Genomic DNA, 22202 nt, shown 5'->3' on the forward strand with positions numbered 1-22202 from the left:
CATGCAAGCAAACGTAGTGGTAGTGGGCAGCTTAAACATGGATTTGGTCACTCGGGCGCAACGCCTGCCGCGTGCAGGTGAAACCTTGGCCGGTGAATCGTTTACCACCGTGCCGGGCGGTAAAGGTGCTAATCAGGCGGTGGCTGCGGCACGGCTGGGCGCCCACGTCGCGATGGTGGGTTGCGTCGGGGACGACGCGTATGGTGAACAGCTGCGTGCCGCATTGTTGACTGAACAGATTGATTGTGAGGCGGTGACCATCGCGACAGGTGTTTCCAGCGGCGTCGCGCTCATCGTGGTGGATGCCAGCAGCCAGAACGCGATTGTCATCGTGGCGGGTGGCAACCGGCGGTTGACCCCTGAGGTATTAGCAGGCTTTGACGCCAAACTGGCTCAGGCCGACGTGATCATCTGCCAGCTTGAAGTCCCGATGGACACCGTCGCGTACACCCTCAAGCGCGGTCGTGAATTGGGCAAGGTTGTCATCCTTAACCCGGCACCGGCCACGGGTCCATTGCCGAGCGCCTGGTTGCCGATGATCGATTATTTGATTCCTAATGAAAGCGAGGCCGCTGCATTGAGCGGGCTGGCGGTGGACTCTCTGGCATCCGCCGAAAAAGCCGCGAACAAGCTGCTCGAAGCGGGCGTCGCAAAAGTCATCATCACCTTGGGCGCTCAGGGGTCGCTGTTCGCCGACGGTCAAGGTGTTCAGCATTTTCCGGCGCCCAAGGTCCAGCCGGTTGACACCACTGCGGCGGGCGACACCTTCGTCGGTGGTTTTGCCGCGGCATTGGCGCAGGGCAAGAGCGAGGCTCAGGCCATCCAGTTTGGTCAGATTGCTGCGGCCTTGTCGGTCACGCGGGCGGGAGCACAACCTTCCATCCCCCACTTCAATGACGTTCAGAGTTTTCATCAACCATGAAAAAGACACCGCTGCTCAATATCGCTTTGTCGCGGGTTATCGCTTCGTTGGGCCATGGCGACATCTTGATGATCGTCGATGCCGGGATGCCGGTGCCGCCGGGTGTCGAGCTTATCGATTTGGCGCTGACCCCAGGCATTCCCGATTTCGCCAGCGTGTTGCGGATCGTCCTGACAGAAATGCAGGTCGAGAGCCATGTGATTGCCGAGGAGATGTTTGATAAACAACCTCCGGCATTGGTTGTCGTTGAAGGCCTGCACCTCCAGGGTGGCTTGGGCCGGCAGTGTTCGGTCAGTCATGATGAGCTAAAAAAACTGAGCCGTTCGGCACGAGCCATCGTGCGCACGGGTGAATGCCAGCCGTATACCAATATCGCTCTTGTCGCAGGCGTCACCTTCTAAAAGGCGATGCTCAAGTAGTAAGCGCGTTTGAATAGGGAACTTCACATGTCACGCTATACCCACTACCTGCAACAACTTGTTCGGAGTGTCCTGCTTTTGTCCTTACTCAGTGTTAGCGCTGTGCAGGCCGCCGAAAAACGCGACCTGATCATCGATACCGATCCGGGCGCAGACGATGTGGTGGCGCTGCTGTTGGCATTGGCGTCGCCTGAAGAGTTGAATGTGCTGGCCATCACCACCGTGGCCGGTAATGTGCGGTTGGATAAGACCTCACGCAATGCCCGGTTGGCCCGGGAATGGGCGGGGCGCGAAGAAGTGCCTGTCTACGCAGGCGCACCCAAACCTTTAGTGCGCACGCCGATTTACGCCGAAAACATCCATGGTCAAGAAGGCCTGCCCGGTGTCGCGGTGCATGAGCCCAAAGTGGGGTTGGCCAAAGGTAATGCGGTGGATTACCTGATTGAAACCTTGAGCAAAGCGCCGCCGCACAGTATTACCCTAGCGTTACTCGGCCCAGAGACCAATCTGGCACTGGCGCTGATACAAGCGCCGCACATCACTCAGGGCATTAAAGAAGTCATCGTCATGGGCGGCGCGCACTTCAACGGTGGCAATATCACGCCCGTCGCGGAATTCAACATGTTTGCCGACCCGCACGCCGCACAGGTGGTGCTGGCCAGCGGCGTGAAACTGACGTACATCCCATTGGACGTTACTCATAAAATCCTAACCAGCGAGGCGCGACTCAAACAGATTGAGGCGCTAAACAATCAAGCGGGTAAGTTGGTCGGCGATATTCTTAACGAATACGTCAAGGCCGACATGGTGCATTACGGTCTGCCGGGTGGCCCGGTACATGACGCCAGCGTCATTGCTTACTTACTTAAACCAGAGCTGTTTTCCGGCAAGCAAGTCAACCTGGCGATAGACACTCGCGAGGGCATTACTTTCGGCCAGACCGTGGTTGATTGGTACGACACGCTCAAGCAAGACAAGAACGTATTCTGGGTTGAAAACGGCGATGCCCAAGGGTTCTTTGACCTGCTGACCGCGCGGCTGGGTCGCTTGAAGTAACTCGGCCATACGCCCTACGAAACCCTTATTGGGTGCTGCGTTACTCGCCGGCCTGTCCCGTAGGGTATTTCTCGAAAACCTGGCTGACAAACGCTTGGGCGCCTTCGGTGCCCAACTCTTTAACCAGCAAGTCTATGCCGATAATCGCCATTTCTTCAGCGCTGCCCGGGCTATACGAGCACTGTCCCTGAGGCCACTTGGCCTTAATGTCCGCGTCAATTGATACAATTGCCATTTCGATCTCATCTGGTCCAAAAAAAGGCCCGGGTGCCTCTACTTCGCTGCAACCCTGCGCGCTAAAGCGGGTCAGTAAACCATCTTGGCCAGCATTTGGCACTCAGACTTAGGCATGACGAGAGGCTCATGCCAAACTTGTCGATACATTTACGAGGATGCCGCCGTGCACATTGATTTGAACAACGCTGCTAGTTTCACGTTAGATGCCGTGCGCCAACTCATTGCCTCGGGCAACGATGAGGTACATAACCAATTGCGCGTGACCACGGCCGGTAACGCTTATATCTCGTCGTCGGCAGTGGGCGGGGTCGACATCGACGGCTTGCTGTTTCGTCTCGAAACCTGGTCTGCAGGTTCCGGCTGTGTAGGGCCTATTCCAGCCAGTGATGCGGTGTGGGTCATGCAGATATTCAATGCGCTAAAGGATAACTGGGCTAATCCGCGATTTGATTATGTGGATGTGTACTGAACACGTTTTGACACGATTGGGCTGCGCGCCCGATTACCGGCTGAGGCAGACTTCCCGGCTTCGAAGGCGGAGCTCAGCAGTGACAGCCTTTGCAGCAGAACCTTTTGGACGCTGTCGCAGGACGGCTCGATACCGTTATTTGAAAGGAGGTTGTATGCCTTGGAAGTTTGCATCGTTTGGTGTTGTGGTCGCAGCAGCCTTACTGGCTGGGTGTGGCACGAAACCAATGCCCGCCCAGGACCCGGGAGTCACGGAGGAGGGGCGCAGCAGTTGCAACGCTGCCGCCGCTAATTTCGCCGTGGGTAAGAAAGCATCACCCGAACTGTTGGAGCAAGCTCGGATCAAGGCCGGCGCCTGGAGCGTTCGACTGCTTAAGCCCGATACTATCGTGACGCTCGAATACCGTTCAGATCGCCTGAATGTTAATGCGGATGATTCGGCGACGATCACTCGCGTCAATTGCGGCTAATGGCGGGCAGGGCGCTTTTGTTCGCCCATAAAAAACCCCGTCACGTGGACGGGGTTTTTTTAGTTCGAGGGGAAATTACTCGCTGCGAACCTGAGCAGCTTGCATGCCCTTCTGGCCTTTCTCAGCCACGAACGAAACAGTCTGGCCTTCTTTCAGGCTTTTGAAGCCGTCGCTTTCGATAGCTTTGAAGTGTACGAACAGGTCGTCACCGCCACCCTGAGGAGTGATAAAGCCGAAGCCTTTTTCATCGTTGAACCATTTTACGGTGCCGGTTTGGCGATTAGACATGGTGTATCTCCAAGAACATAATTTTTCAGTAGTACTGTGCTGCTCAGGCCAACTGGGCACACCGAGCTATCATAGTCGAAATGTTTGGATGTAGAGCGCTTTCGCAGCACTGTTTACACACGCAATACACCTCAGGTACGTGGTTAGATGGTTAAAAGCCCCGTTCTACGGGGCCTTCGCTCAATTTAGACTGTTTAAAAAAATCCACTTTTATCGTAAAAAAAGTGGAAAAAGCTGAAGTTCGGGCGAGTAATGCCCCATTCACCGATTGAATAATCTATTTTCTCGGGCATGCAGTATCGACTTCTTTGAGTAACTTCGCACGTGCAGCTCGGCCGATGTCCGTTTGGTCATCAAGCACCTTCATTTCGGCGGGGCTGAGTTTTTTCTCTGCGGTATCCGCACCGCAATCACAATGCGCCTGAGCCGACGCCTGACCAAGATTCTTGCTGGCGATGCTCACGCAGTCGTTGACGAACTCAGCGCGTCCACCACCTGGCCAAACGGCTTGAGCAGCCTGTGCGCCGAAAGGCAGCAGCATCGCGAGGGAAGCGGCGAGAGTGAATAAGCGATAAACACGCATGCTTGAATACTCCTTGTGATGAGGGGTTTGTGTCACAACGTTCACCCAACATCTGAGGGTCGTTTCTTTCTTCTAGTTCAGTGTAAGGCTCTTTTTTGGTTGTCTTTGCGGATTTGAGTCATGTCGCGGCGTCCTTCGTGAACATGTGTGGTAGCATGCGCGCCTGAATATCCGCGGGTGGCCGAGCAACTGCTCAGTTGGTCGTTGTAATCGCTTTATTTGCTGCACACCTGTTTGTTCCACTCCAGTCACTCTGGTTCGGTTAAACGGTTGGCCTTCGGGCTCCTGCCACTGTGAGGCAGGCATACCGCCGGATCTTGTACTGGCTCATCCCAACCCACGTGACCTTTGGTAGGGGTCACCACTAGGAGAGGAGGCGCCATGCCCACCATTACTCTTCCCGACGGCAGTCAGCGTTCGTTCGATCATCCGGTTTCCGTAGCCGAGGTAGCACTGTCGATCGGTGCCGGCCTGGCCAAAGCCACCGTGGCCGGCAAGGTCAACGGTCAACTGGTCGACGCCAGCGATCTCATCGAGGGCGATGTCAGCCTGCAAATCATCACGCCCAAGGATCAAGAGGGGCTGGAGATCATTCGCCACTCTTGCGCTCACTTGGTAGGGCACGCAGTCAAGCAACTGTATCCGACGGCCAAAATGGTTATCGGCCCCGTGATCGATGACGGCTTCTATTACGATATCGCGTACGAGCGTCCGTTCACGCCAGACGATATGGCTGCAATCGAATTGCGTATGCAGCAGCTGATCGAAAAAGATTACGACGTCATCAAGAAGGTTACGCCGCGAGCAGAAGTCATCGAGGTTTTCACGGCTCGCCATGAAGACTATAAGCTGCGCTTGGTTGAAGACATGCCCGAGCAACAGACCATGGGCCTGTATTACCACGAAGAATACGTCGACATGTGTCGCGGCCCCCACGTGCCGAACACACGCTTTCTCAAGTCGTTCAAGTTGACCAAGCTGTCTGGCGCCTACTGGCGTGGTGACGCGAAGAACGAACAGCTGCAACGGATTTACGGCACTGCGTGGGCAGACAAGAAACAATTGGCTGCTTATATCCTGCGGATCGAAGAAGCTGAAAAGCGCGATCACCGCAAGATTGGCAAGCGTCTTGGGTTGTTTCACACCCAGGAAGAAGCGCCGGGCATGGTCTTCTGGCACCCGAATGGCTGGACCCTGTACCAAGTGCTTGAGCAGTACATGCGTAAAGTACAGCGCGAAAACGGTTATCTGGAGATTAAAACGCCACAGGTGGTCGATCGTTCCCTTTGGGAAAAGTCTGGTCACTGGGCTAACTACGCCGAAAACATGTTTACCACGCAGTCCGAGAACCGCGACTATGCCATCAAGCCGATGAACTGCCCGTGCCATGTGCAGGTGTTCAATCAAGGCCTGAAAAGCTACCGCGAACTGCCAATGCGTCTGGCTGAGTTTGGTGCTTGCCACCGCAATGAGCCGTCAGGTGCGTTGCACGGCATCATGCGCGTACGTGGTTTCACACAGGACGATGCGCACATCTTCTGTACTGAAGAGCAAATGCAGGCTGAGTCCGCCGCGTTCATCAAATTGACGCTGGATGTCTACGCTGACTTCGGCTTCAAGGATATCGAACTGAAGCTGTCGACTCGCCCTGAAAAGCGCGTTGGTTCGGATGATTTGTGGGATCGTGCAGAAAATGCATTGGCAGCTGCACTCGACATCGCTGGTTTGCCGTATGATCTGCAACCCGGCGAGGGAGCCTTTTACGGCCCCAAGATTGAATTTTCGTTGAAGGATTGTCTGGGTCGGGTCTGGCAATGCGGCACATTGCAGCTCGATTTCAACCTGCCAATCCGCTTGGGCGCCGAGTATGTTTCGGAAGATAACAGCCGCAAGCACCCGGTCATGCTGCACCGTGCGATTCTCGGTTCCTTCGAGCGTTTCATCGGTATTTTGATCGAGCACTACGAAGGCGCTTTCCCGGCCTGGTTGGCACCTACTCAGGCAGTGATCCTCAATATCACTGATAAACAGGCAGATTTTGCCCTTGAAGTAGAAAAAACCCTGTCTGAAAGCGGGTTTCGTGCCAAGTCTGACTTGAGAAATGAAAAGATCGGCTTTAAAATCCGCGAGCATACTTTGCTCAAGGTTCCTTATCTCTTGGTTATTGGAGATCGGGAAGTCGAGATGCAGACTGTCGCTGTGCGGACACGTGAAGGCGTAGACCTGGGTTCAATGCCGGTCGCGCAATTCGCTGAATTTCTCGCTCAAGCGGTTTCCCGGCGTGGTCGCCATGATTCGGAGTAATTATTATTAAGCGTGAAATGAGACAAGATAAACGAGCTGCACCGAAGGCCCCGATCAACGAGAATATCTCGGCACGCGAGGTTCGGTTAATTGGCGCTGACGGCGAGCAGATTGGCATCGTCTCGATTGATGAAGCGCTTCGTATTGCTGAAGAAGCCAAGCTCGATCTGGTAGAGATTTCTGCCGACGCAGTACCTCCAGTTTGCCGCGTGATGGATTACGGCAAATCGATCTTTGAAAAGAAGAAGCAGGTTGCTGCAGCGAAGAAGAACCAGAAGCAGGTTCAGGTAAAAGAAATCAAGTTTCGTCCAGGGACGGAGGAAGGGGATTACCAGGTAAAACTGCGCAACCTGGTACGTTTCCTGAGTGATGGGGACAGGGCCAAGGTGTCGTTAAGATTCCGTGGTCGTGAGATGGCCCACCAGGAGCTGGGGATGGAATTGTTGAAGCGGGTTGAAGGTGACTTGCTTGAATACGGTTCGGTCGAACAGCATCCTAAGATGGAAGGACGCCAACTGATTATGGTCATCGCCCCGAAAAAGAAGAAGTAACCACCAGGGCACGGCAGGCCTTACGGTTATGTTTATCAACTGAATGCGGAGTACCGAACATGCCAAAGATGAAAACGAAAAGTGGTGCAGCTAAGCGGTTTTTGAAAACTGCTAATGGCATCAAGCACAAACACGCTTTTAAGAGCCACATTCTGACCAAGATGTCCACTAAGCGTAAACGTCAATTGCGCGGTAGCAGCTTGCTGCATCCGTCCGACGTCGCGAAAGTGAAGCGCATGCTGCGTCTTTGCTAATCCTGGTCAAGAATAGAGGAAGTAACTCATGGCTCGTGTAAAGCGTGGCGTTGTCGCCCGTAAACGTCACAAAAAGATTCTGAAACTTGCTAAAGGCTACTACGGCGCGCGCTCACGCGTATTCCGTGTTGCCAAACAAGCGGTAATCAAGGCAGGTCAATACGCCTACCGTGACCGTCGTCAGAAAAAACGTCAGTTCCGCGCTCTGTGGATCGCTCGTATCAACGCTGGTGCTCGTGTTAACGGTCTGTCCTACAGCCGTTTCATTGCCGGTCTGAAAAAAGCTTTCATCGAGATCGACCGTAAGGTTCTGGCTGATCTGGCTGTGAACGAAAAAGCTGCGTTTGCTGCGATTGTCGAGAAAGCTAAAGCCACTTTGGCCTAAGTCCCCGACAATCACTGGGCTCGGTTTTCGAGCTCGGTGTTGAACGTCATAAATAGGGGAAGAGCCTTTTAAGCTCTTCCCCTATTTCGTATCTGGAGTCTGTACATGGAAAACCTGGATGCGCTGGTCTCTCAAGCACTTGAGGCCGTGCAACACGCTGAAGACATTAATGCCCTGGAGCTAATTCGGGTTCAGTTCCTTGGCAAGAAAGGCGAGTTGACTCAGGTGATGAAGACCCTGGGGAATTTGCCGGCTGAAGAGCGTCCACAATTCGGTGCGCTGATCAACGTCGCCAAGGAGCGCGTTACAGAGGTTCTCAATGCGCGTAAAGCGTCGTTGGAGCAAGCGGAACTGTCCGCCAAGCTCGCGGCTGAGTGCATTGATGTGACCCTGCCGGGCCGCGGCCAAACCTCTGGGGGCTTGCACCCAATTACCCGAACGCTGGAGCGGATCGAGCAATTCTTCACTCATATTGGCTACGGCATTGCTGAAGGTCCTGAGGTCGAAGACGATCACCACAATTTCGAGGCGCTCAACATCCCCGGCCACCACCCGGCGCGGGCAATGCATGACACCTTCTATTTCAATGCGAACATGCTCTTGCGCACCCACACCTCCCCGGTGCAAGTGCGGACCATGGAAACGCAGCAACCGCCTATTCGCATCGTTTGCCCAGGTCGGGTTTATCGCTGCGATTCGGATATCACCCATTCGCCGATGTTCCACCAGGTTGAAGGGTTGCTGATTGACCGCGATATCAATTTCGCGGACCTGAAAGGCACCATCGAGGAATTCCTGCGGGTGTTCTTCGAAAAAGAACTGGCGGTGCGTTTTCGCCCCTCGTTTTTCCCATTCACTGAACCGTCGGCAGAAGTCGATATTCAATGCGTGATGTGCAGCGGCAAAGGTTGCCGTGTGTGCAAGCAAACCGGCTGGCTGGAAGTTTTGGGTTGCGGCATGGTCCATCCGAACGTACTGCGGATGTCCGGCATTGATCCCGAAGAGTTTCAGGGCTTTGCATTCGGCATGGGCGTTGAGCGTTTGGCCATGCTGCGTTACGGCGTGAATGACTTGCGTCTGTTCTTCGACAACGACTTGCGGTTCCTCGCGCAATTTCGCTAGGTCGCACGTTCGTAACGAATCTTTCAGGAGAGCAGGATGAAATTCAGTGAACAATGGCTGCGTGGCTGGGTAAGCCCGCAAGTATCCCGCGACGAACTGGTTGCGCGTCTATCGATGGCCGGTCTTGAGGTCGACAGCGTTACGTTGGCCGCCGGCGAGTTTACCGGCGTGGTAGTCGGCGAGGTGTTGAGCACCGAGCCGCACCCGGATGCCGACAAATTGCGCGTGTGCCAAGTCAGCAATGGCGCCGAAACCTTTCAAATCGTGTGTGGCGCGCCGAACGTGCGCCCTGGCTTGAAAATTCCGTTCGCCATGATTGGGGCTGAACTGCCCGGCGACTTCAAAATCAAAAAGGCCAAGCTGCGGGGCGTGGAGTCCAACGGCATGTTGTGTTCCGCTGCCGAGCTGCAAGTAGGCGAGGGCAACGATGGTTTGATGGAGCTGCCCGCCGATGCGCCAGTAGGGCAGGACGTCCGCGTCTACCTTGAACTGGACGATGCGAGCATTGAAGTTGACCTCACCCCTAACCGTGGCGATTGCCTGTCGGTGGCGGGTTTGGCGCGTGAAGTTGGCGCATTGTATGCCGCTGAGGTCAAGCGCCCAATAGTGGCTGCGGTGCCTGCTGTAAACGATGAAGTGCGTCCAATAGAAGTGTTGGCCACTGCCGCGTGCCCTCGTTACTTGGGGCGAGTAGTACGTAATGTCGATCTGTCGCGCCCAACGCCGTTGTGGATGGTCGAGCGCCTGCGCCGATCAGACGTGCGCAGCATCGATGCCGCAGTCGATATCACCAACTATGTGATGCTTGAACTGGGTCAGCCGCTGCACGCATTCGACCTCGCCGAAATTAACGGCGGCATTCGTGTGCGAATGGCCGAAGAGGGCGAGAAGCTGGTTCTGCTGGATGGTCAGGAAGTCAGCTTGCGGGCAGACACACTGGTCATTGCCGACCACGACCGCGCCTTGGCCATTGCCGGCATCATGGGCGGCGAGCACAGCGGTGTCAGTGCCAAGACAAAAGATGTATTCCTGGAAGCTGCGTTTTTCGATCCGATCATGGTCGCGGGCAAAGCTCGTTCCTACGGCCTGCACACCGATGCTTCGCACCGCTACGAGCGTGGCGTTGACTGGCAATTGGCCCGCGAGGCAATGGAGCGCGCAACAGGCCTGTTGCTGGAAATCGTTGGCGGCGAGCCAGGCCCGATCATTGAGGCGGTCAGCGAGAAAGACCTGCCATCGATCGCCCCTGTTGTCCTGCGTGCCGACCGTATTACCCAGATGCTCGGTATGGAAATGGACCCGGTTGAAGTCGAGCGTTTGCTCGTCGGCCTGGACCTGAGCGTGTCCCCCGGCATTGCGGGTCAATGGCTCGTTAAGGTTCCGAGTCACCGCTTCGACATCAGTCTGGAAGTGGACCTGATCGAAGAGTTGGCCCGTTTGTATGGTTACAACCGTCTGCCGGTTCGTTATCCGCAGGCGCGTTTGGCGCCACAAGCCAAAGCTGAAGCGCAGGCGGATCTGCCGCTTTTGCGTCGTTTATTGGTCGCACGTGGTTATCAGGAAGCGATCACTTACAGCTTCATCGATCCCAAGTGGTTCGAGCTGTTCAACCCTGGCGTCGAACCCTTGTTGCTGGCCAACCCGATTTCGGTCGACATGGCTGCCATGCGGTCCTCGTTGTGGCCAGGTCTGGTCAAAGCCTTGCAGCACAACCTCAACCGTCAGCAAGACCGCGTGCGCATGTTCGAAAGCGGCCTGCGGTTCGTCGGTCAGTTGGACGGTTTGAAGCAAGAACCCATGCTTGCTGGCGTCATCTGCGGCAGCCGCCTGCCTGAAGGCTGGGCTCAAGGTCGGGATACCGTCGATTTCTTCGACATCAAGGCTGATGTTGAAGCAGTGCTCGGCTTTGCTGGTGCCCTTGACGCCTTCACTTTCACATCAGGTCAGCACCCTGCGCTGCATCCTGGGCAGACCGCCCGGATTGAACGTGACGGTCGCGAAGTCGGGTTTGTCGGCGCGCTGCACCCTGAGCTGACGAAAGCTTTGGGTCTTGATCGCACCGTGTTTGTCTTCGAATTGCTGCTGGCTGAAGTCGCCTTGGGTCATCTGCCGAAATTCCAGGAGCTTTCACGCTTCCCGGAAGTGCGTCGTGATCTCGCGTTAGTTGCTGATAGCGACGTCGCTGCCAGCGCAGTATTGGATGTAATCCGTGAAAATGCAGGCGAATGGCTCACAGACCTCAGGCTATTTGACGTCTATCAGGGTAAAGGTGTTGATCCACATAGAAAAAGTCTTGCAGTCGGCTTGACCTGGCAGCATCCATCACGCACTCTTAATGACGATGAGGTGAATGCGACAACGCATAATATCCTCACCTCTCTCGAGGAAAGGTTAAACGCCACGTTAAGGAAGTAGCGTATGGGGGCTCTGACTAAAGCTGAGATGGCCGAACGCTTGTATGAAGAGCTAGGCCTGAACAAACGGGAAGCCAAGGAACTGGTTGAGCTGTTCTTTGAGGAAATCAGGCACGCGTTGGAAGATAACGAACAGGTTAAATTGTCCGGTTTCGGCAATTTCGATCTGCGCGATAAACGCCAGCGGCCTGGTCGAAATCCAAAGACGGGAGAAGAAATCCCGATTACGGCTCGCCGTGTGGTCACCTTTCGTCCAGGGCAGAAGTTGAAGGCCCGAGTTGAGGCTTATGCTGGAACCAAGTCATAACGACGAGCTACCGCCCATTCCAGGCAAACGCTACTTCACTATTGGTGAAGTCAGCGAGCTCTGTGCGGTCAAACCGCATGTCTTGCGTTATTGGGAACAGGAATTTCCTCAGCTCAATCCGGTCAAACGACGTGGAAATCGGCGGTATTATCAGCGACAAGATGTGCTGATGATCCGGCAGATCCGCGCCTTGCTCTACGACCAAGGTTTCACCATTGGCGGTGCGCGCTTGCGTATGTCCAGTGATGAGGCCAAGGACGACACGACCCAGTACAAACAAATGATCCGCCAGATGATTTCAGAACTGGAAGACGTACTGGGTGTGCTGCGCAAGTAATTGGTCAGCCCATACTTTATTAATTCAAACGCTTAGGCTATATTCCTGATCCTCTTTCGCAGACGCGAATAAAAGATTCACGCCTAGTCGGGGCGTAGCGCAGTCCGGTAGCGCACTAGCATGGGGTGCTAGGGGTCGAGTGTTCGAATCACTCCGTCCCGACCATATTTTTCAATGACTTAGCTCAACTCTAGCCAGTTGGGCTTTTTTATGGTCGGGAGTTTTTCGGGACTTTTTCATGTGCGTGAGTATTGCGTCATCCGTCGACTTCTTAAGCCTTCTCCTTCGCAATTTTCCTATTCACCCTCCAAAAAAAACACCCCCTCCATCATCCTCACACATTCCCCTCCAAGCCTGACGAACGCGCCTTTCGCGGTTGTTTGGACCGCCGTTCGCAGCAGGCTGTGTCGGCCAATATCTGTACCTTGGGCAATCACCAACTCCAGATCGTCCACGCCTTGAACCTTGGACAGCAATGCGGCGAGTGCGGCTGCTGCGCCGCCAGTTGCGGGGTCTTCTGTCATTCGAATGGTAAACATCCGGGCTTCTATTTCGCAGGCTGACGCCGAGTCCTGAACTGCTCGCGTGTAGGCATAAACAGCAGTAGCGCCATCTAAGGGGAACAGCGATTTGAACGCACTCAGGTTGGGTACACAGGCTCGCAACGCATTTCTCGACATCAGTTCCATGATCAAGAACGGCATGCCGACTGACGCGATTTGAGGGGTGTGGATGTGAGTCAGGACATCGTTCACGCTGAGCGACAAGCACAGCGCGGCATTTTGTGCAGATACGGTTGAAAGCGATATGAATGGCGTCGGAGTGACAAGCTCAGCCCCGACGACGTTGTTGCCTTGTCTGAGAAACCTAAGGGGCACTTCACCTGCGATTTGTTCAAGAGTGATGCTGTCCGGCAACGAACGCCCCTCTTTTTCCGCCTGATGTGCCAGCACATACGCGGTGCCTATATTCGGATGGCCCGCGAAGGGCATTTCCCGAACCGGGGTGAAAATTCTGATACGCGCCGTATTTTTTGCGGCTGTAGGCGGCAGCACAAAAGTGGTTTCCGCGTAGTTGAATTCGGCAGCAACGGTTTGCATTTGGCGCGTGGACAACCCCTCAGCGTCCAACACCACTGCGAGTGGATTGCCATGGAACCGCGTATCCGTAAATACATCTGCGGTCACGTAACGACGATTCATCGACTGTTCCTTTTTTTGTATGTTGATCTAAATCCTATTGTGTTGTGCGCCAGGGATCAACAAAGGCACTGTTGTAAAGGTCGTCGCCAAGATTCTTGAACTCGGTGAAAAGGGCGTTCAGTTCGCCGTTTTCCCGGAAACCATCGTTGCGTACTACCCGTACTTCTCTTTCGTGCAGACGCCGTTTGAAATAGGCTCTGAGCACTACAGGTTGCTGGAAAGCCGTAGTCGTGCCGTCCGCCACTACGGATGATCGTTCGCCGGCGACCTGTTCACCCGTCAAATGGAAGTCAGCATCCGGTTGCGCCATCGGTCCAATCTCCGGGTGTTGCTACACCACGATCATCGACCCACAAGGCGAAGTTGTCGGTTCGATAACCGAGGGCGAAGGTGGGGTGATCGCGGACATCGACTTTTTTGAAATTGAAAAACGCAAACGCCAGATGGATAGTCGCGGTCACTACAGTCGTCCGCAAATGTTAAGCCTGAACATTGATCGCACGTCTCATCGTCATGTTCATGAACGCAACGATCAGCCGAAAATTGCTGCACCTAAAATGCTGACTGAAGAAACCGCTAACCCCGTAATTTAACTGGGCACTTATGCTGTTTTTGCACGTGAACCAAGGCGAAATCGTTCCGCGTTATCGACAGCTTTCCGTGCAAAAACCAGTAGCCGTTCTACACTCAGCCTTACCTATCCCAATGATGCTTTCGCAACTGCCGCGCGATGATCGGCAGTATCCGGTAGGCATCGACTGCGTAACGTCCGGCCAAACGCTTGGGCTCGGTGCACATCCGATGCAACCATTCCAACGACAACCGTTGTACCCAATTCGGTGCACGTTTGACTTTGCCAGACAAGAACGTCAGCGACGCACCCACGCACAATCCAAAGCCCATGGCACCGCCCCGCGCCAGCACTTCAGCGGCAACTATTTCCTGGCGAGGCGAGCCAACGGACAACACCGTCATATGCGCTTCGTGGTGTCGGATGAAGGCCACGCAGCGCTCGACTTCGAGCGGATCATCAATAAAGCCCATGGGCGGGTTGAAGTGATAAAACGTGATCGACGGGTACTTGATTTTCAGCGTCGCAATAACGTCGTCTTCGCAGCCGAGCACCGTGACCGTCCAACGTCGATCCTGCGCGATGGACATCATCGATCGGGTGAGTGTGCTGCCGGGGATCGGCTCGGCAACTTCAGCTTTGAAACGTCGCAATAACGGAAACAAAACGCGGCTGTCACAGATTCGATGCCTGGCATGCTGGTACGCATCGCGAAACCGCTCGTCATGATCGAGCAGCACGATGTGGTTGACGTTGGCGGTCACCATATAACTGAAAGGTGCGCGACTCAGGATGATTAGCTCTTCGATGAGTTGTTGCCGTTGTCCGTGATAGAACTCAATTCCAAACACGTTCATAGGATGGCTCCTTAATGAAAAGTCAGGCACACCGTCATTCATCGCCGACGATGGGCGCTGTAACGGCTTTTGCGCTGATGTGGACTCTTGTTCACGGGGCGCTTGCGCGTGCCGAGACGGCCTCGCTGCCCATGGTGTTAATCAATGTTTCGGGGGCCGAGTTTGCGGACGGGGTGTGGCCTGGAAAAAACGGCACCAACTATTCTTTCCCTTCTGAGGGGTTCTTCGCCCATTGGAAAGCCAAGGGCATTCGCAGGGTGCGCTTCCCGGTGAAATGGGAGCGCCTGCAACCTACTCTGGGCGGCGAGTTGGACGGCACTTATGCCAGTTTGATTGACCGAATGCTTGACCAGGCCGGCCAGCAGGGCGTGGACGTCATTCTTGATGTGCATAATTCCGCGCGTTACAAAAACCAGGTCATCGGTGGGCCCGTGGTCACTGTCGACCACTATCGACAATTGATGCAGCACATCGCCCAGCGCTGGCATTCCAATCCGGCGCTGTATGCGTATGACCTGATGAACGAGCCCCACGATGAGTCCGACGCGATTTGGCCTGAAGCGGCGCAGGCGGGCATTGATGCTATTCGCACGGTGGACCCACGGCGATTGATCATTGTTGAAGGCCGATCATGGTCCAGCGCCTCACGCTGGCCGCAATACAACGATGAATTACTGGCACTGAAAGACCCGGCCAATCACCTAGTGTTCTCGGCGCATTTGTACATGGACGAAGACGCAGGCGGTGACTACAAAAAGCGCAAAGACCCGCACATCGACCCCGATGTCGGGGTCAAGCGGGTCAAACCCTTTATTGCGTGGCTACAAAAGAATGGCCGTCGTGGGCAGATTGGCGAAATGGGCATTCCCGACGATGACCCGCGCTGGCTCGAGGCGACGGATCGCTTGCTCGGCTTCCTGCGTAGCCAGTGCGTGCCAGTGGCCTATTGGTCAGCGGGCGAGGCATGGGGTGAATACAGGCTGGCCGTCGAGCCAATAAATGGCCGCGACCGCCCGCAATGGCCGGTGCTCGCCAAATACCTTGAAGCCCCGAAGTGTACTGATTACGGTCCTGCCCCAAACCCTCTGTAGATTCGGTCCCACAGGGAACCGACTTCATGGGCTTATAGGTTGCCACGCAGGAGAAGTCTCTACCCGCTCCTGCGCCACGGATACCTGGGCAAAGTAAACGAAACCGGCAATCGCCAACCCCGCCATCTCGCCGCCATACATGATCGATGCCGAGAGAAAGAAGTTAATGCAGTTGAACGCGAAGTCCAGTTGCAATGCACTCAATAGATCAGCTTTGTTGCGGCATTGACGCATGATTCGCCAATAGCCGATGTAGTAAATCAACGCAATGATCGGTGCGAGGAAACCATAGCGGTAGTACACACCCAACAGGCCCACATCGGACAGGTAGAAGTACGAGCTGTAGATCCGTGCAAAGCCGTTCTGCCATTGCAACGACAAGGCGCCCATGCCCATGTAAAAGTTCTGAGCTACTTCCCCAAGCACGATGTGCGCCGTGGTGCTGCGCACGCCGCCGTCACTGGTTGCTTCCGCTAACAGCGCGTTGAATTTGGCATATTGTTCGGTAAAAAAGGCCTCCGGCAGGATCAAATAGGCCACCAGTAAAATCCCGATCACTGCGATGCCCACTTTGAGCAGCACGCCCCACTGGCTTCGGAAAATCCACACCCCCGCCAACGCCCAAATCACCATGGTGTTGCGAGTCTGAATAACCAACCACAAGTAAGAGACAAACAGCAGCAGTAACAACACCGTCATCAGCGAGAAGCGGCGTTTGAGGCGGTACATCAACATAAAGGCACAGGCGCTGACGTAAGGCGCGCCGATGCCGAACCGATTGGGCCGCAGAGGATCAAGCCCATAGTCTTTCTCGTCGACCGTAAAGGCAAAGTCGTTATTCTCTGGAATCACACCGACGTAATACAGATAACCGACGACGACACACGCCAACCCGCAGCACAAAAAGAACCGTTCCAGTTCTTCCTGAGTAGGCCGGGCCTTGATCATCAAATACAAGGCCGGGAAGAACAGCAGGTAGAGAAAACTGCGACGCTCTTCGAGTAAGCCAAAGATCAGGGGCTGCCCGAACTTGATGTTGGCCAGCAGTGCCGATAAGGCCGGTAACAGCAATCCGAAACACAACACCCATAAACTGGCCCGCGACTGTTGTGCGCGTTTCCAGATCACGAGCAGGATAAAGGCGGACGCCACAATGGCGACGATAAATACCTCACGCAAATAGGGCACCCCGGCTTTCTTGTTCTCGGTCAAAAACAAACACGCCGAGTTCAGAAACAGCAGCATGAATAAGAGGGTTCGGTAGGAGAACAGCGTCCGGATCACAGCCTTATACCTTCGTGGATAAACCCGTGGGGGAGGGGCCGGGTATTCATCATCAGCGCCAGGAAAAAGTCAGTCCTTCGCTGATGCCCTTTAGGCCATAGTGAATATTTTTCAGGCTTCCACGGTTTTGCAGCACCGTGATTGATGCCAGCGCCAGCGATGACACAATGCAACAGGTCATGGAATGGAATTTGCGGTTATACATAATCGCGGCGCGGTTTCGATAAAAGTGAAAAAGGTGGCTCTTACCCTGAGTGCTACCACTGTCTGCGTGACGCGCAAAACTGCGCAGTGACACCTGACAACCAATGCCTTCTACCGCTGCCCGGCGTTGCCAGTCGACTTCTTCGCTATACATGAAATAACGCTCGTCCATGAGCCCCACGCGCTGAACAACCTCGCGCGCGACCATCATCGACGCCCCCATTAAATAGTCCGGCGTGGGTAATAAGGCCTGTTCCAGTCGCGAGCGATCCAAATTCTTACCGATCAACTTAGTCTTGCCCAACCACGGATACACCGTTCCCCCGCCCACACATTGAACACTGTTCGGGTTGTCGGCATAGACCAACACCGAAGCACTAAACCCACACGACGGGTTACTTTTCATCGTCTCAAGCAGCGCTTCAAGTGCGCCTGCTTCTACCGTGACGTCGTTGTTCAAGACCCAGAAGTAGTCATAACCGGCTCGATACGCGTAATCAATGCCAACGTTATTGCCGCCTGCATACCCCGCGTTACGGTTGTTCTTGATCAGGCAGCGTGAATAGGTGCGGTCGAGGTGTTTGATTTCTTCTTGAGTGGTAATCAGCGCCCGTTGAGGATCTTGCCCGGTCATATAGGCCACCAGCTTTTGATAGTCTTCGGGCTGCGAATCGTTGTCGATGATGACGATGGGAATCGAACTGCAGGCCTCTAGAGACTGGACGCACCTTAGGGTCTGCTCAGCGCCGTTCCAGTTGAGAACAATAGCGCACACGGTGTTAATGTTCATGGTGAATGCCTCAAAGACCGGAGTTCTTGAGCATGACAGTACGCCTGGCGGCATTGAGGTCCTCATGCATCATCTCGGCGCACATTTCTTGAGCGCTGATCTCTGGAACCCAACCCAACTTGATTGCGGCTTTTGTTGCGTCGCCCAATAACGACTCGACTTCGGCCGGACGGAAATACCGTGCATCAACGCGTACGATCACATCGCCGACGTCTATCGCCGGCGCCAGGTCGCCCTCAATCGTTACCACGATGGCGTGTTCGTCCACGCCTTCGCCCTCAAAGCGCAGGCGAACACCCATAGCCGCAGCCGACCAGGTAATGAATTCGCGAACCGAATGCTGCACGCCAGTGGCGATCACGAAATCTTCCGGTTGCTCCTGCTGCAGCATCATCCACTGCATGCGCACGTAGTCCTTGGCATGCCCCCAGTCACGCATTGAATTCAGGTTGCCCAAGGTCAGGCAGGCTTGCAGGCCGAACGCAATATTGGCCAGGCCAAGGGTGATTTTCCGGGTGACGAAGGTCTCTCCGCGCCGGGGGGACTCGTGATTGAACAAAATTCCGTTGCACGCATACATGCCATAGGATTCGCGGTAATTGATCGTGATCCAGTAGCCATAAAGCTTGGCCACGGCGTAGGGCGAACGTGGATGGAACGGGGTGGACTCAGTTTGCGGCACTTGCTGCGCCAAGCCGTACAGTTCGGAAGTGGACGCTTGATAGAAGCGGGTTGTGTGTTCAAGCCCTAGCTCGCGGATCGCCGTCAACAGTCGCATCGTGCCCATGCCGTCGATATCGGAGGTGTATTCCGGCAATTCGAAACTGACGCCAACGTGCGACTGGGCGGCAAGGTTATACACCTCGTCGGGCTGCACGTGGTTCATGATTCGAATCACACTGGACGTGTCGCTGAGGTCGCCGTCGTGCAGGAAAAACCGATCAACCAACTCCGGATTTCGATGCAAGTGATCAATGCGCTGAATGTTGGAGAACGAGGTGCGGCGCTTGATGCCATGCACCTCGTAGTCTTTCTCTAACAACAACTCAGCCAGGTAAGAGCCGTCCTGACCGGTGATGCCCGTGATCAATGCGCGCTTTCTTTCCATGTCATTAATACCTGCTCAGTCACGTGTTGAGGGGAACTGATAACGTGTCGAACACCGAGGGGATCGACACACCGCCGATGCGGAAATACGAGTGTTCAGGCGATTTGGCGGCGATACCCGCGATGCCCCTCAAACAGCACAATGGCGATCATCGACAGGTTGATGACGACGTTCGCGGCGGCAAACGCCATGACCACCGCCAGCGCTTCTTTAAAGAACAACGCGCCGGTAAACACCGCTGAAATTCGAAGGCTGGTGCTGACGATCTCGAACACCAAAAAGCGCTTCTGCAACGACAACGCGGGAATGGCTACCTGACAAGGACCACCGATAAACCCTGCAAATTCGGACAGCGCCAGCCAACGCGCGTACTCGCCGGCGGGTTCCCATTGCGCACCAAACGCCAAGCCAAACAGCCACGGCCCGGCGATAGCCAAGGTGGCGAAGGGCACCAACCCGGCCAGCGCCATGCCTGCCACTCCTCGTGCCAACAAGCGGGTCACCGGTTCGTGGGCGTGGGTCGCCTGAGTGATGCGCGGGTAATAAACGCTGCCCACGGCCTTGCCAATAAAATTACTCGGCATCGCCAGCACTTGCAGGCACAACGCAAAGAAGCCTGCGGGCACTGCGCCGAAAGCAGACGCCAGGACCAGCGTCGGCATGTGCACCGACAGCGCATTGATCAATACTTGTGGCGCGCGGTAAACCGGGAAGTCTCGGTAGTCCAATGCCAGTTGCCGCAGGCTTTTGCGCTGTCCGACGTCCGACGGGTGGGCATTTGACAAAGGGATCTGATCGCCACCCAAACGGATGCCGATCAGTAACAGAGAACTGTGAATGACGTAGTAAAGCGCGCTGGTCACCACCAGCACCGGGGCCGACGACTGGATCAAGCCCGCGAGGCTGCGGGTAGCGTTGTAGAGCAGGGCATGAAGGGTCGCAGCTCGGGCTGTCAGGCTGAAACGCTGGGTTCGGTAAAGCCACTGTTGCGTGATCTCCAGCACCGCGGAACTGAACATGACGATGGGAAGCAGCATCAGGTACGGGGTCAGGATGTCGATGCCCAGTGACGCGGCGAACTGCGCGCCGTAGCCATAAAGCAACAGAGCCGACGCCGCGCAAACCGTGGCCGCTATCAGCAGCGACAACCGGATTAATCCTCGGGCATCGTCGTCGCGTACGGGAAGCACAATTGCCATGGGGTAAGTCAATGCGCACCACGGAATCAGAATAATGATCAGGCTCTGGAAGGTCCCGACTACCCCGAATGCGTCCGGACCATAGATGCGCATGATCACGGGAATCAGCGCCAAGTTGATTGCTTGGGCTCCCGCGCTGCCGGAAATGGTCGTCAGAATGTTGCGCACCAGGCGGCCCCGGTAAAACTGCTGCAGCCCGGCGCGCCATCCAACCCTGCGTGATTGCGGTGCCGAGGCGCTTAATTGGGGGTCTATCATTACCTTCTCCGCGCCGGTCAAACGCTTTAAAACTACTCCGCGCGGGTGCGCAATAAACACCGTGTTCGCTCCTACAGGCTTTTACAGAAACCGTTTAATAGATATTCCGCGAGAACAAGGTGAACGGCGTTTTGAGCAGAATTTTGATGTCCAGCCAAAGCGACCAGTGATTGATATATGCCAAGTCCTGTTCGACCCGGCGTTGCATTTTTTCCAGGGTCTCGGTCTCACCTCGATAGCCGTTGACTTGCGCCAATCCGGTGATGCCGGGTTTGATCCGGTGCCGGGCCATGTAGGCCAGAATTTTGTCGCCGTAATAGTTGTTGTGGGTGATCGCATGCGGGCGTGGACCTACCAGCGCCATTTCGCCGCGCAGTACGTTGATCAGTTGCGGCAGTTCGTCCATTGAGCTGCGCCGCAAAAACGCGCCGACACGGGTAACGCGTGGATCGCCTTGGGTCGCCTGTTTGACGGCCTCGTCATCGTGCTGGCGCATGGAGCGAAACTTCCACACTTGAATCACGGTGCCGTTGCAGCCATGACGCGGCTGGCGGAAAAACACCGGGCCGGGGGACGACAGTTTCACGGCAATCGCTACGGCCAGCAGCACCGGGAACAAGATAATCAGCGTGATCAAGGCCACCACGCGATCAAATAATTCTTTGCCGAAGGCTGACGCCGGATGAGAACTAAGTGGCGTTTCATTGAGGTAAATGGCGGGGAATTGTTCTATCTGCGAGAAGGAGGGATTAAGCAGTGTCATGCCGCTGAAGTCCGGCACCCAGACGACATCGACGTTCAGGTCGAGCAGCTCGCGGTACAGCGCCTCGATTCGAGCTGACTCACTCAGTGAGAGGGCGATATACACCCGCCGAACCTTACCGCTTTTGACCAAATCGGTCAGCGTTGGCAATCCAACCAGAATGGGCAAATTAGCGTCGAGCTGCACGTCCTCGGCATGGGCGTCGGTCGATACTAGTCCCACAATTGGAACGCGCTTGCGCAGCCTTTTGGCCAGGGTATACGCCAGCACACTGGTGCCAATGATCACCGACGTGCGCTCGAAACGTAGCCGCCGCGCGTGCAGGTTCATCAGGCAGTGCAGCGGCACAAACGTGAAGGCCTGCGCCAAAAAACCCAGTAACGCGGCTTTCGCCAGCAACCGGTAGTCAAGGCCGGTGTAGACCTTGCACAACCGTAACATTCCAATCAAAGCGACCATCAGTACCGCCCAGCCAATCAGCAACCGCAACAGCCCCGAGCCATAGCCGAAGCGCTTGTGGTACACGTGCAACGCGCTGTAGATCGGCACCGAACACAGCACGCCGAGTACCACCAGCACCCGGTAGGACGGGGGGATATAGCCAAACGTGAAGAACACCAAGAGGCAAAAGGCGAGGCTGGACGCTCCCGTTGCGCAAAACCACTGGCTCCAGAACGTCAGGCCGCGCCGATTGACCGAAGGGTGTAGGCGTCGAGCAATCATGCTCGTAGCTCCCAGTGATCGCCGCATGCCTGTAA

24 protein-coding genes, 1 tRNA gene and 1 pseudogene are annotated in these 22202 nt (G+C 55.3%); 16 read left to right on the forward strand and 10 right to left on the reverse strand.

The annotated features are described in order from the left end of the window. Window position 1 precedes the first annotated feature (1 nt). Genes rbsK through RHM59_RS02520 form a run of 3 tightly spaced genes read left to right on the forward strand, consistent with a single transcriptional unit; the run spans window position 2 to window position 2397 of the window. Window positions 2-922, forward strand: coding sequence for a ribokinase (rbsK, locus tag RHM59_RS02510; RefSeq protein ID WP_322285885.1), 921 nt, complete (start codon window positions 2-4; stop codon window positions 920-922). Further along, window positions 919-1323, forward strand: coding sequence for a D-ribose pyranase (rbsD, locus tag RHM59_RS02515; RefSeq protein ID WP_322164827.1), 405 nt, complete (start codon window positions 919-921; stop codon window positions 1321-1323). Before rbsK ends, rbsD begins: the two co-directional genes overlap by 4 nt. Window positions 1324-1368: 45 nt before the next feature. Then, window positions 1369-2397, forward strand: a complete 1029-nt coding sequence (locus RHM59_RS02520; protein ID WP_322164826.1) for a nucleoside hydrolase — start codon at window positions 1369-1371, stop codon at window positions 2395-2397. Window positions 2398-2437: 40 nt separating this feature from the next. Here RHM59_RS02520 and RHM59_RS02525 read toward each other — a convergent pair whose 3' ends face one another. After that, the gene (locus RHM59_RS02525) at window positions 2438-2632 is read right to left on the reverse strand and encodes a hypothetical protein (RefSeq protein ID WP_322164825.1); all 195 of its coding nucleotides are present in this window, start codon (window positions 2630-2632) and stop codon (window positions 2438-2440) included. Between the two features lie 165 nt (window positions 2633-2797). On the opposite strand from RHM59_RS02525, the gene RHM59_RS02530 reads away from it, so the two are divergent. Then, a complete protein-coding gene (locus RHM59_RS02530) occupies window positions 2798-3103 on the forward strand; it encodes a hypothetical protein (protein ID WP_322164823.1) in 306 nt (101 codons plus the stop codon). A 154-nt stretch (window positions 3104-3257) separates the two neighbouring features. Next, on the forward strand, window positions 3258-3572 hold the full coding sequence (locus RHM59_RS02535) for an I78 family peptidase inhibitor (protein WP_322164821.1): 315 nt from the start codon (window positions 3258-3260) through the stop codon (window positions 3570-3572). Window positions 3573-3647: 75 nt separating this feature from the next. Here the strand turns inward: RHM59_RS02535 and RHM59_RS02540 are convergent, their stop codons facing one another. Both RHM59_RS02540 and RHM59_RS02545 read right to left on the reverse strand, forming a co-directional pair. Next, window positions 3648-3860, reverse strand: a complete 213-nt coding sequence (locus RHM59_RS02540) for a cold-shock protein (protein ID WP_322164819.1) — start codon at window positions 3858-3860, stop codon at window positions 3648-3650. 277 nt (window positions 3861-4137) lie between these two features. Further along, window positions 4138-4443, reverse strand: a complete 306-nt coding sequence (locus RHM59_RS02545; RefSeq protein ID WP_322164817.1) for a hypothetical protein — start codon at window positions 4441-4443, stop codon at window positions 4138-4140. Window positions 4444-4824: 381 nt separating this feature from the next. On the opposite strand from RHM59_RS02545, the gene thrS reads away from it, so the two are divergent. The 9 genes from thrS to RHM59_RS02590 all read left to right on the forward strand — a co-directional run bounded on the left by thrS (window position 4825) and on the right by RHM59_RS02590 (window position 12282). Next, window positions 4825-6747 (forward strand): threonine--tRNA ligase, encoded by a 1923-nt coding sequence (gene thrS, locus RHM59_RS02550; RefSeq protein WP_322164816.1) that lies wholly within the window; start codon window positions 4825-4827, stop codon window positions 6745-6747. After that, on the forward strand, window positions 6747-7298 hold the full coding sequence (infC, locus tag RHM59_RS02555; protein ID WP_296251578.1) for a translation initiation factor IF-3: 552 nt from the start codon (window positions 6747-6749) through the stop codon (window positions 7296-7298). Before thrS ends, infC begins: the two co-directional genes overlap by 1 nt. A gap of 59 nt (window positions 7299-7357) precedes the next feature. Then, window positions 7358-7552, forward strand: coding sequence for a 50S ribosomal protein L35 (gene rpmI, locus RHM59_RS02560; protein WP_003442181.1), 195 nt, complete (start codon window positions 7358-7360; stop codon window positions 7550-7552). A gap of 28 nt (window positions 7553-7580) precedes the next feature. Then, window positions 7581-7937: a 50S ribosomal protein L20 gene (rplT, locus tag RHM59_RS02565; protein WP_322164815.1), complete on the forward strand. Its 357-nt coding sequence runs from the start codon at window positions 7581-7583 to the stop codon at window positions 7935-7937. 105 nt (window positions 7938-8042) lie between these two features. Next, entirely contained in the window at window positions 8043-9059 is a 1017-nt protein-coding gene (gene pheS, locus RHM59_RS02570; protein ID WP_322164813.1) for a phenylalanine--tRNA ligase subunit alpha, read from the forward strand. Window positions 9060-9095: 36 nt separating this feature from the next. Continuing rightward, window positions 9096-11474 (forward strand): phenylalanine--tRNA ligase subunit beta, encoded by a 2379-nt coding sequence (gene pheT, locus RHM59_RS02575; RefSeq protein ID WP_322285886.1) that lies wholly within the window; start codon window positions 9096-9098, stop codon window positions 11472-11474. Window positions 11475-11477: 3 nt separating this feature from the next. Further along, window positions 11478-11780: an integration host factor subunit alpha gene (gene ihfA / locus RHM59_RS02580; protein WP_002553164.1), complete on the forward strand. Its 303-nt coding sequence runs from the start codon at window positions 11478-11480 to the stop codon at window positions 11778-11780. Continuing rightward, the gene (locus RHM59_RS02585; protein ID WP_297841348.1) at window positions 11761-12117 is read left to right on the forward strand and encodes a MerR family transcriptional regulator; all 357 of its coding nucleotides are present in this window, start codon (window positions 11761-11763) and stop codon (window positions 12115-12117) included. The genes ihfA and RHM59_RS02585 overlap by 20 nt, the downstream gene beginning before the upstream one ends. 88 nt (window positions 12118-12205) lie before the next feature. Then, window positions 12206-12282 (forward strand) — tRNA-Pro (locus RHM59_RS02590). A 131-nt stretch (window positions 12283-12413) separates the two neighbouring features. Here RHM59_RS02590 and RHM59_RS02595 read toward each other — a convergent pair. Next, window positions 12414-13319, reverse strand: coding sequence for a PhzF family phenazine biosynthesis protein (locus tag RHM59_RS02595; protein ID WP_322285887.1), 906 nt, complete (start codon window positions 13317-13319; stop codon window positions 12414-12416). A gap of 31 nt (window positions 13320-13350) precedes the next feature. Here RHM59_RS02595 and RHM59_RS02600 point away from each other — a divergent pair. Beyond that, window positions 13351-13912 (forward strand): annotated as a pseudogene (locus RHM59_RS02600) (hypothetical protein). Window positions 13913-14012: 100 nt separating this feature from the next. On the opposite strand, the gene RHM59_RS02605 reads toward RHM59_RS02600, so the two are convergent. Next, window positions 14013-14747: a WecB/TagA/CpsF family glycosyltransferase gene (locus tag RHM59_RS02605; protein WP_322164809.1), complete on the reverse strand. Its 735-nt coding sequence runs from the start codon at window positions 14745-14747 to the stop codon at window positions 14013-14015. 14 nt (window positions 14748-14761) lie between these two features. Between RHM59_RS02605 and RHM59_RS02610 the strand changes: the two genes are divergently transcribed. Further along, the gene (locus tag RHM59_RS02610) at window positions 14762-15838 is read left to right on the forward strand and encodes a glycoside hydrolase family 5 protein (protein WP_322164807.1); all 1077 of its coding nucleotides are present in this window, start codon (window positions 14762-14764) and stop codon (window positions 15836-15838) included. A 24-nt stretch (window positions 15839-15862) separates the two neighbouring features. On the opposite strand, the gene RHM59_RS02615 is transcribed toward RHM59_RS02610, so the two are convergent. The 5 genes from RHM59_RS02615 to RHM59_RS02635 form a co-directional block, all read right to left on the reverse strand. Next, window positions 15863-17083 (reverse strand): hypothetical protein, encoded by a 1221-nt coding sequence (locus RHM59_RS02615; protein WP_322164805.1) that lies wholly within the window; start codon window positions 17081-17083, stop codon window positions 15863-15865. A gap of 91 nt (window positions 17084-17174) precedes the next feature. After that, the gene (locus tag RHM59_RS02620) at window positions 17175-18116 is read right to left on the reverse strand and encodes a glycosyltransferase family 2 protein (RefSeq protein WP_322164803.1); all 942 of its coding nucleotides are present in this window, start codon (window positions 18114-18116) and stop codon (window positions 17175-17177) included. Between the two features lie 10 nt (window positions 18117-18126). Further along, the gene (gene gmd, locus RHM59_RS02625; protein ID WP_322164802.1) at window positions 18127-19224 is read right to left on the reverse strand and encodes a GDP-mannose 4,6-dehydratase; all 1098 of its coding nucleotides are present in this window, start codon (window positions 19222-19224) and stop codon (window positions 18127-18129) included. A gap of 95 nt (window positions 19225-19319) precedes the next feature. Further along, window positions 19320-20681 (reverse strand): lipopolysaccharide biosynthesis protein, encoded by a 1362-nt coding sequence (locus RHM59_RS02630; RefSeq protein WP_322164800.1) that lies wholly within the window; start codon window positions 20679-20681, stop codon window positions 19320-19322. Between the two features lie 94 nt (window positions 20682-20775). After that, complete coding sequence (locus tag RHM59_RS02635; RefSeq protein WP_322164798.1) at window positions 20776-22167, reverse strand: undecaprenyl-phosphate glucose phosphotransferase; 1392 nt, start codon at window positions 22165-22167, stop codon at window positions 20776-20778. Between the last annotated feature and the right edge of the window lie 35 nt (window positions 22168-22202).

Origin of the sequence: Pseudomonas sp. MH10 (assembly GCF_034353045.1) — a bacterium.
In the GTDB taxonomy this organism is placed as follows: domain Bacteria; phylum Pseudomonadota; class Gammaproteobacteria; order Pseudomonadales; family Pseudomonadaceae; genus Aquipseudomonas.

Excerpts from the sequence above, each read along its gene's own strand:
- rbsK (WP_322285885.1), top strand. The coding sequence starts at position 2 with ATGCAAGCAAACGTAGTGGTAGTGGGCAGCTTAAACATGGATTTGGTC.
- RHM59_RS02595 (WP_322285887.1), bottom strand. The coding sequence starts at position 13,319 with ATGAATCGTCGTTACGTGACCGCAGATGTATTTACGGATACGCGGTTC.
- rbsD (WP_322164827.1), top strand. The coding sequence starts at position 919 with ATGAAAAAGACACCGCTGCTCAATATCGCTTTGTCGCGGGTTATCGCT.
- RHM59_RS02620 (WP_322164803.1), bottom strand. The coding sequence starts at position 18,116 with ATGAACATTAACACCGTGTGCGCTATTGTTCTCAACTGGAACGGCGCT.
- RHM59_RS02635 (WP_322164798.1), bottom strand. The coding sequence starts at position 22,167 with ATGATTGCTCGACGCCTACACCCTTCGGTCAATCGGCGCGGCCTGACG.
- RHM59_RS02630 (WP_322164800.1), bottom strand. The coding sequence starts at position 20,681 with ATGATAGACCCCCAATTAAGCGCCTCGGCACCGCAATCACGCAGGGTT.
- pheT (WP_322285886.1), top strand. The coding sequence starts at position 9,096 with ATGAAATTCAGTGAACAATGGCTGCGTGGCTGGGTAAGCCCGCAAGTA.
- RHM59_RS02605 (WP_322164809.1), bottom strand. The coding sequence starts at position 14,747 with ATGAACGTGTTTGGAATTGAGTTCTATCACGGACAACGGCAACAACTC.
- RHM59_RS02615 (WP_322164805.1), bottom strand. The coding sequence starts at position 17,083 with ATGCTGCTGTTTCTGAACTCGGCGTGTTTGTTTTTGACCGAGAACAAG.
- RHM59_RS02540 (WP_322164819.1), bottom strand. The coding sequence starts at position 3,860 with ATGTCTAATCGCCAAACCGGCACCGTAAAATGGTTCAACGATGAAAAA.
- RHM59_RS02535 (WP_322164821.1), top strand. The coding sequence starts at position 3,258 with ATGCCTTGGAAGTTTGCATCGTTTGGTGTTGTGGTCGCAGCAGCCTTA.
- RHM59_RS02525 (WP_322164825.1), bottom strand. The coding sequence starts at position 2,632 with ATGGCAATTGTATCAATTGACGCGGACATTAAGGCCAAGTGGCCTCAG.
- RHM59_RS02585 (WP_297841348.1), top strand. The coding sequence starts at position 11,761 with ATGCTGGAACCAAGTCATAACGACGAGCTACCGCCCATTCCAGGCAAA.
- RHM59_RS02545 (WP_322164817.1), bottom strand. The coding sequence starts at position 4,443 with ATGCGTGTTTATCGCTTATTCACTCTCGCCGCTTCCCTCGCGATGCTG.
- ihfA (WP_002553164.1), top strand. The coding sequence starts at position 11,478 with ATGGGGGCTCTGACTAAAGCTGAGATGGCCGAACGCTTGTATGAAGAG.
- pheS (WP_322164813.1), top strand. The coding sequence starts at position 8,043 with ATGGAAAACCTGGATGCGCTGGTCTCTCAAGCACTTGAGGCCGTGCAA.
- thrS (WP_322164816.1), top strand. The coding sequence starts at position 4,825 with ATGCCCACCATTACTCTTCCCGACGGCAGTCAGCGTTCGTTCGATCAT.
- rplT (WP_322164815.1), top strand. The coding sequence starts at position 7,581 with ATGGCTCGTGTAAAGCGTGGCGTTGTCGCCCGTAAACGTCACAAAAAG.
- RHM59_RS02520 (WP_322164826.1), top strand. The coding sequence starts at position 1,369 with ATGTCACGCTATACCCACTACCTGCAACAACTTGTTCGGAGTGTCCTG.
- RHM59_RS02610 (WP_322164807.1), top strand. The coding sequence starts at position 14,762 with ATGAAAAGTCAGGCACACCGTCATTCATCGCCGACGATGGGCGCTGTA.
- gmd (WP_322164802.1), bottom strand. The coding sequence starts at position 19,224 with ATGGAAAGAAAGCGCGCATTGATCACGGGCATCACCGGTCAGGACGGC.
- rpmI (WP_003442181.1), top strand. The coding sequence starts at position 7,358 with ATGCCAAAGATGAAAACGAAAAGTGGTGCAGCTAAGCGGTTTTTGAAA.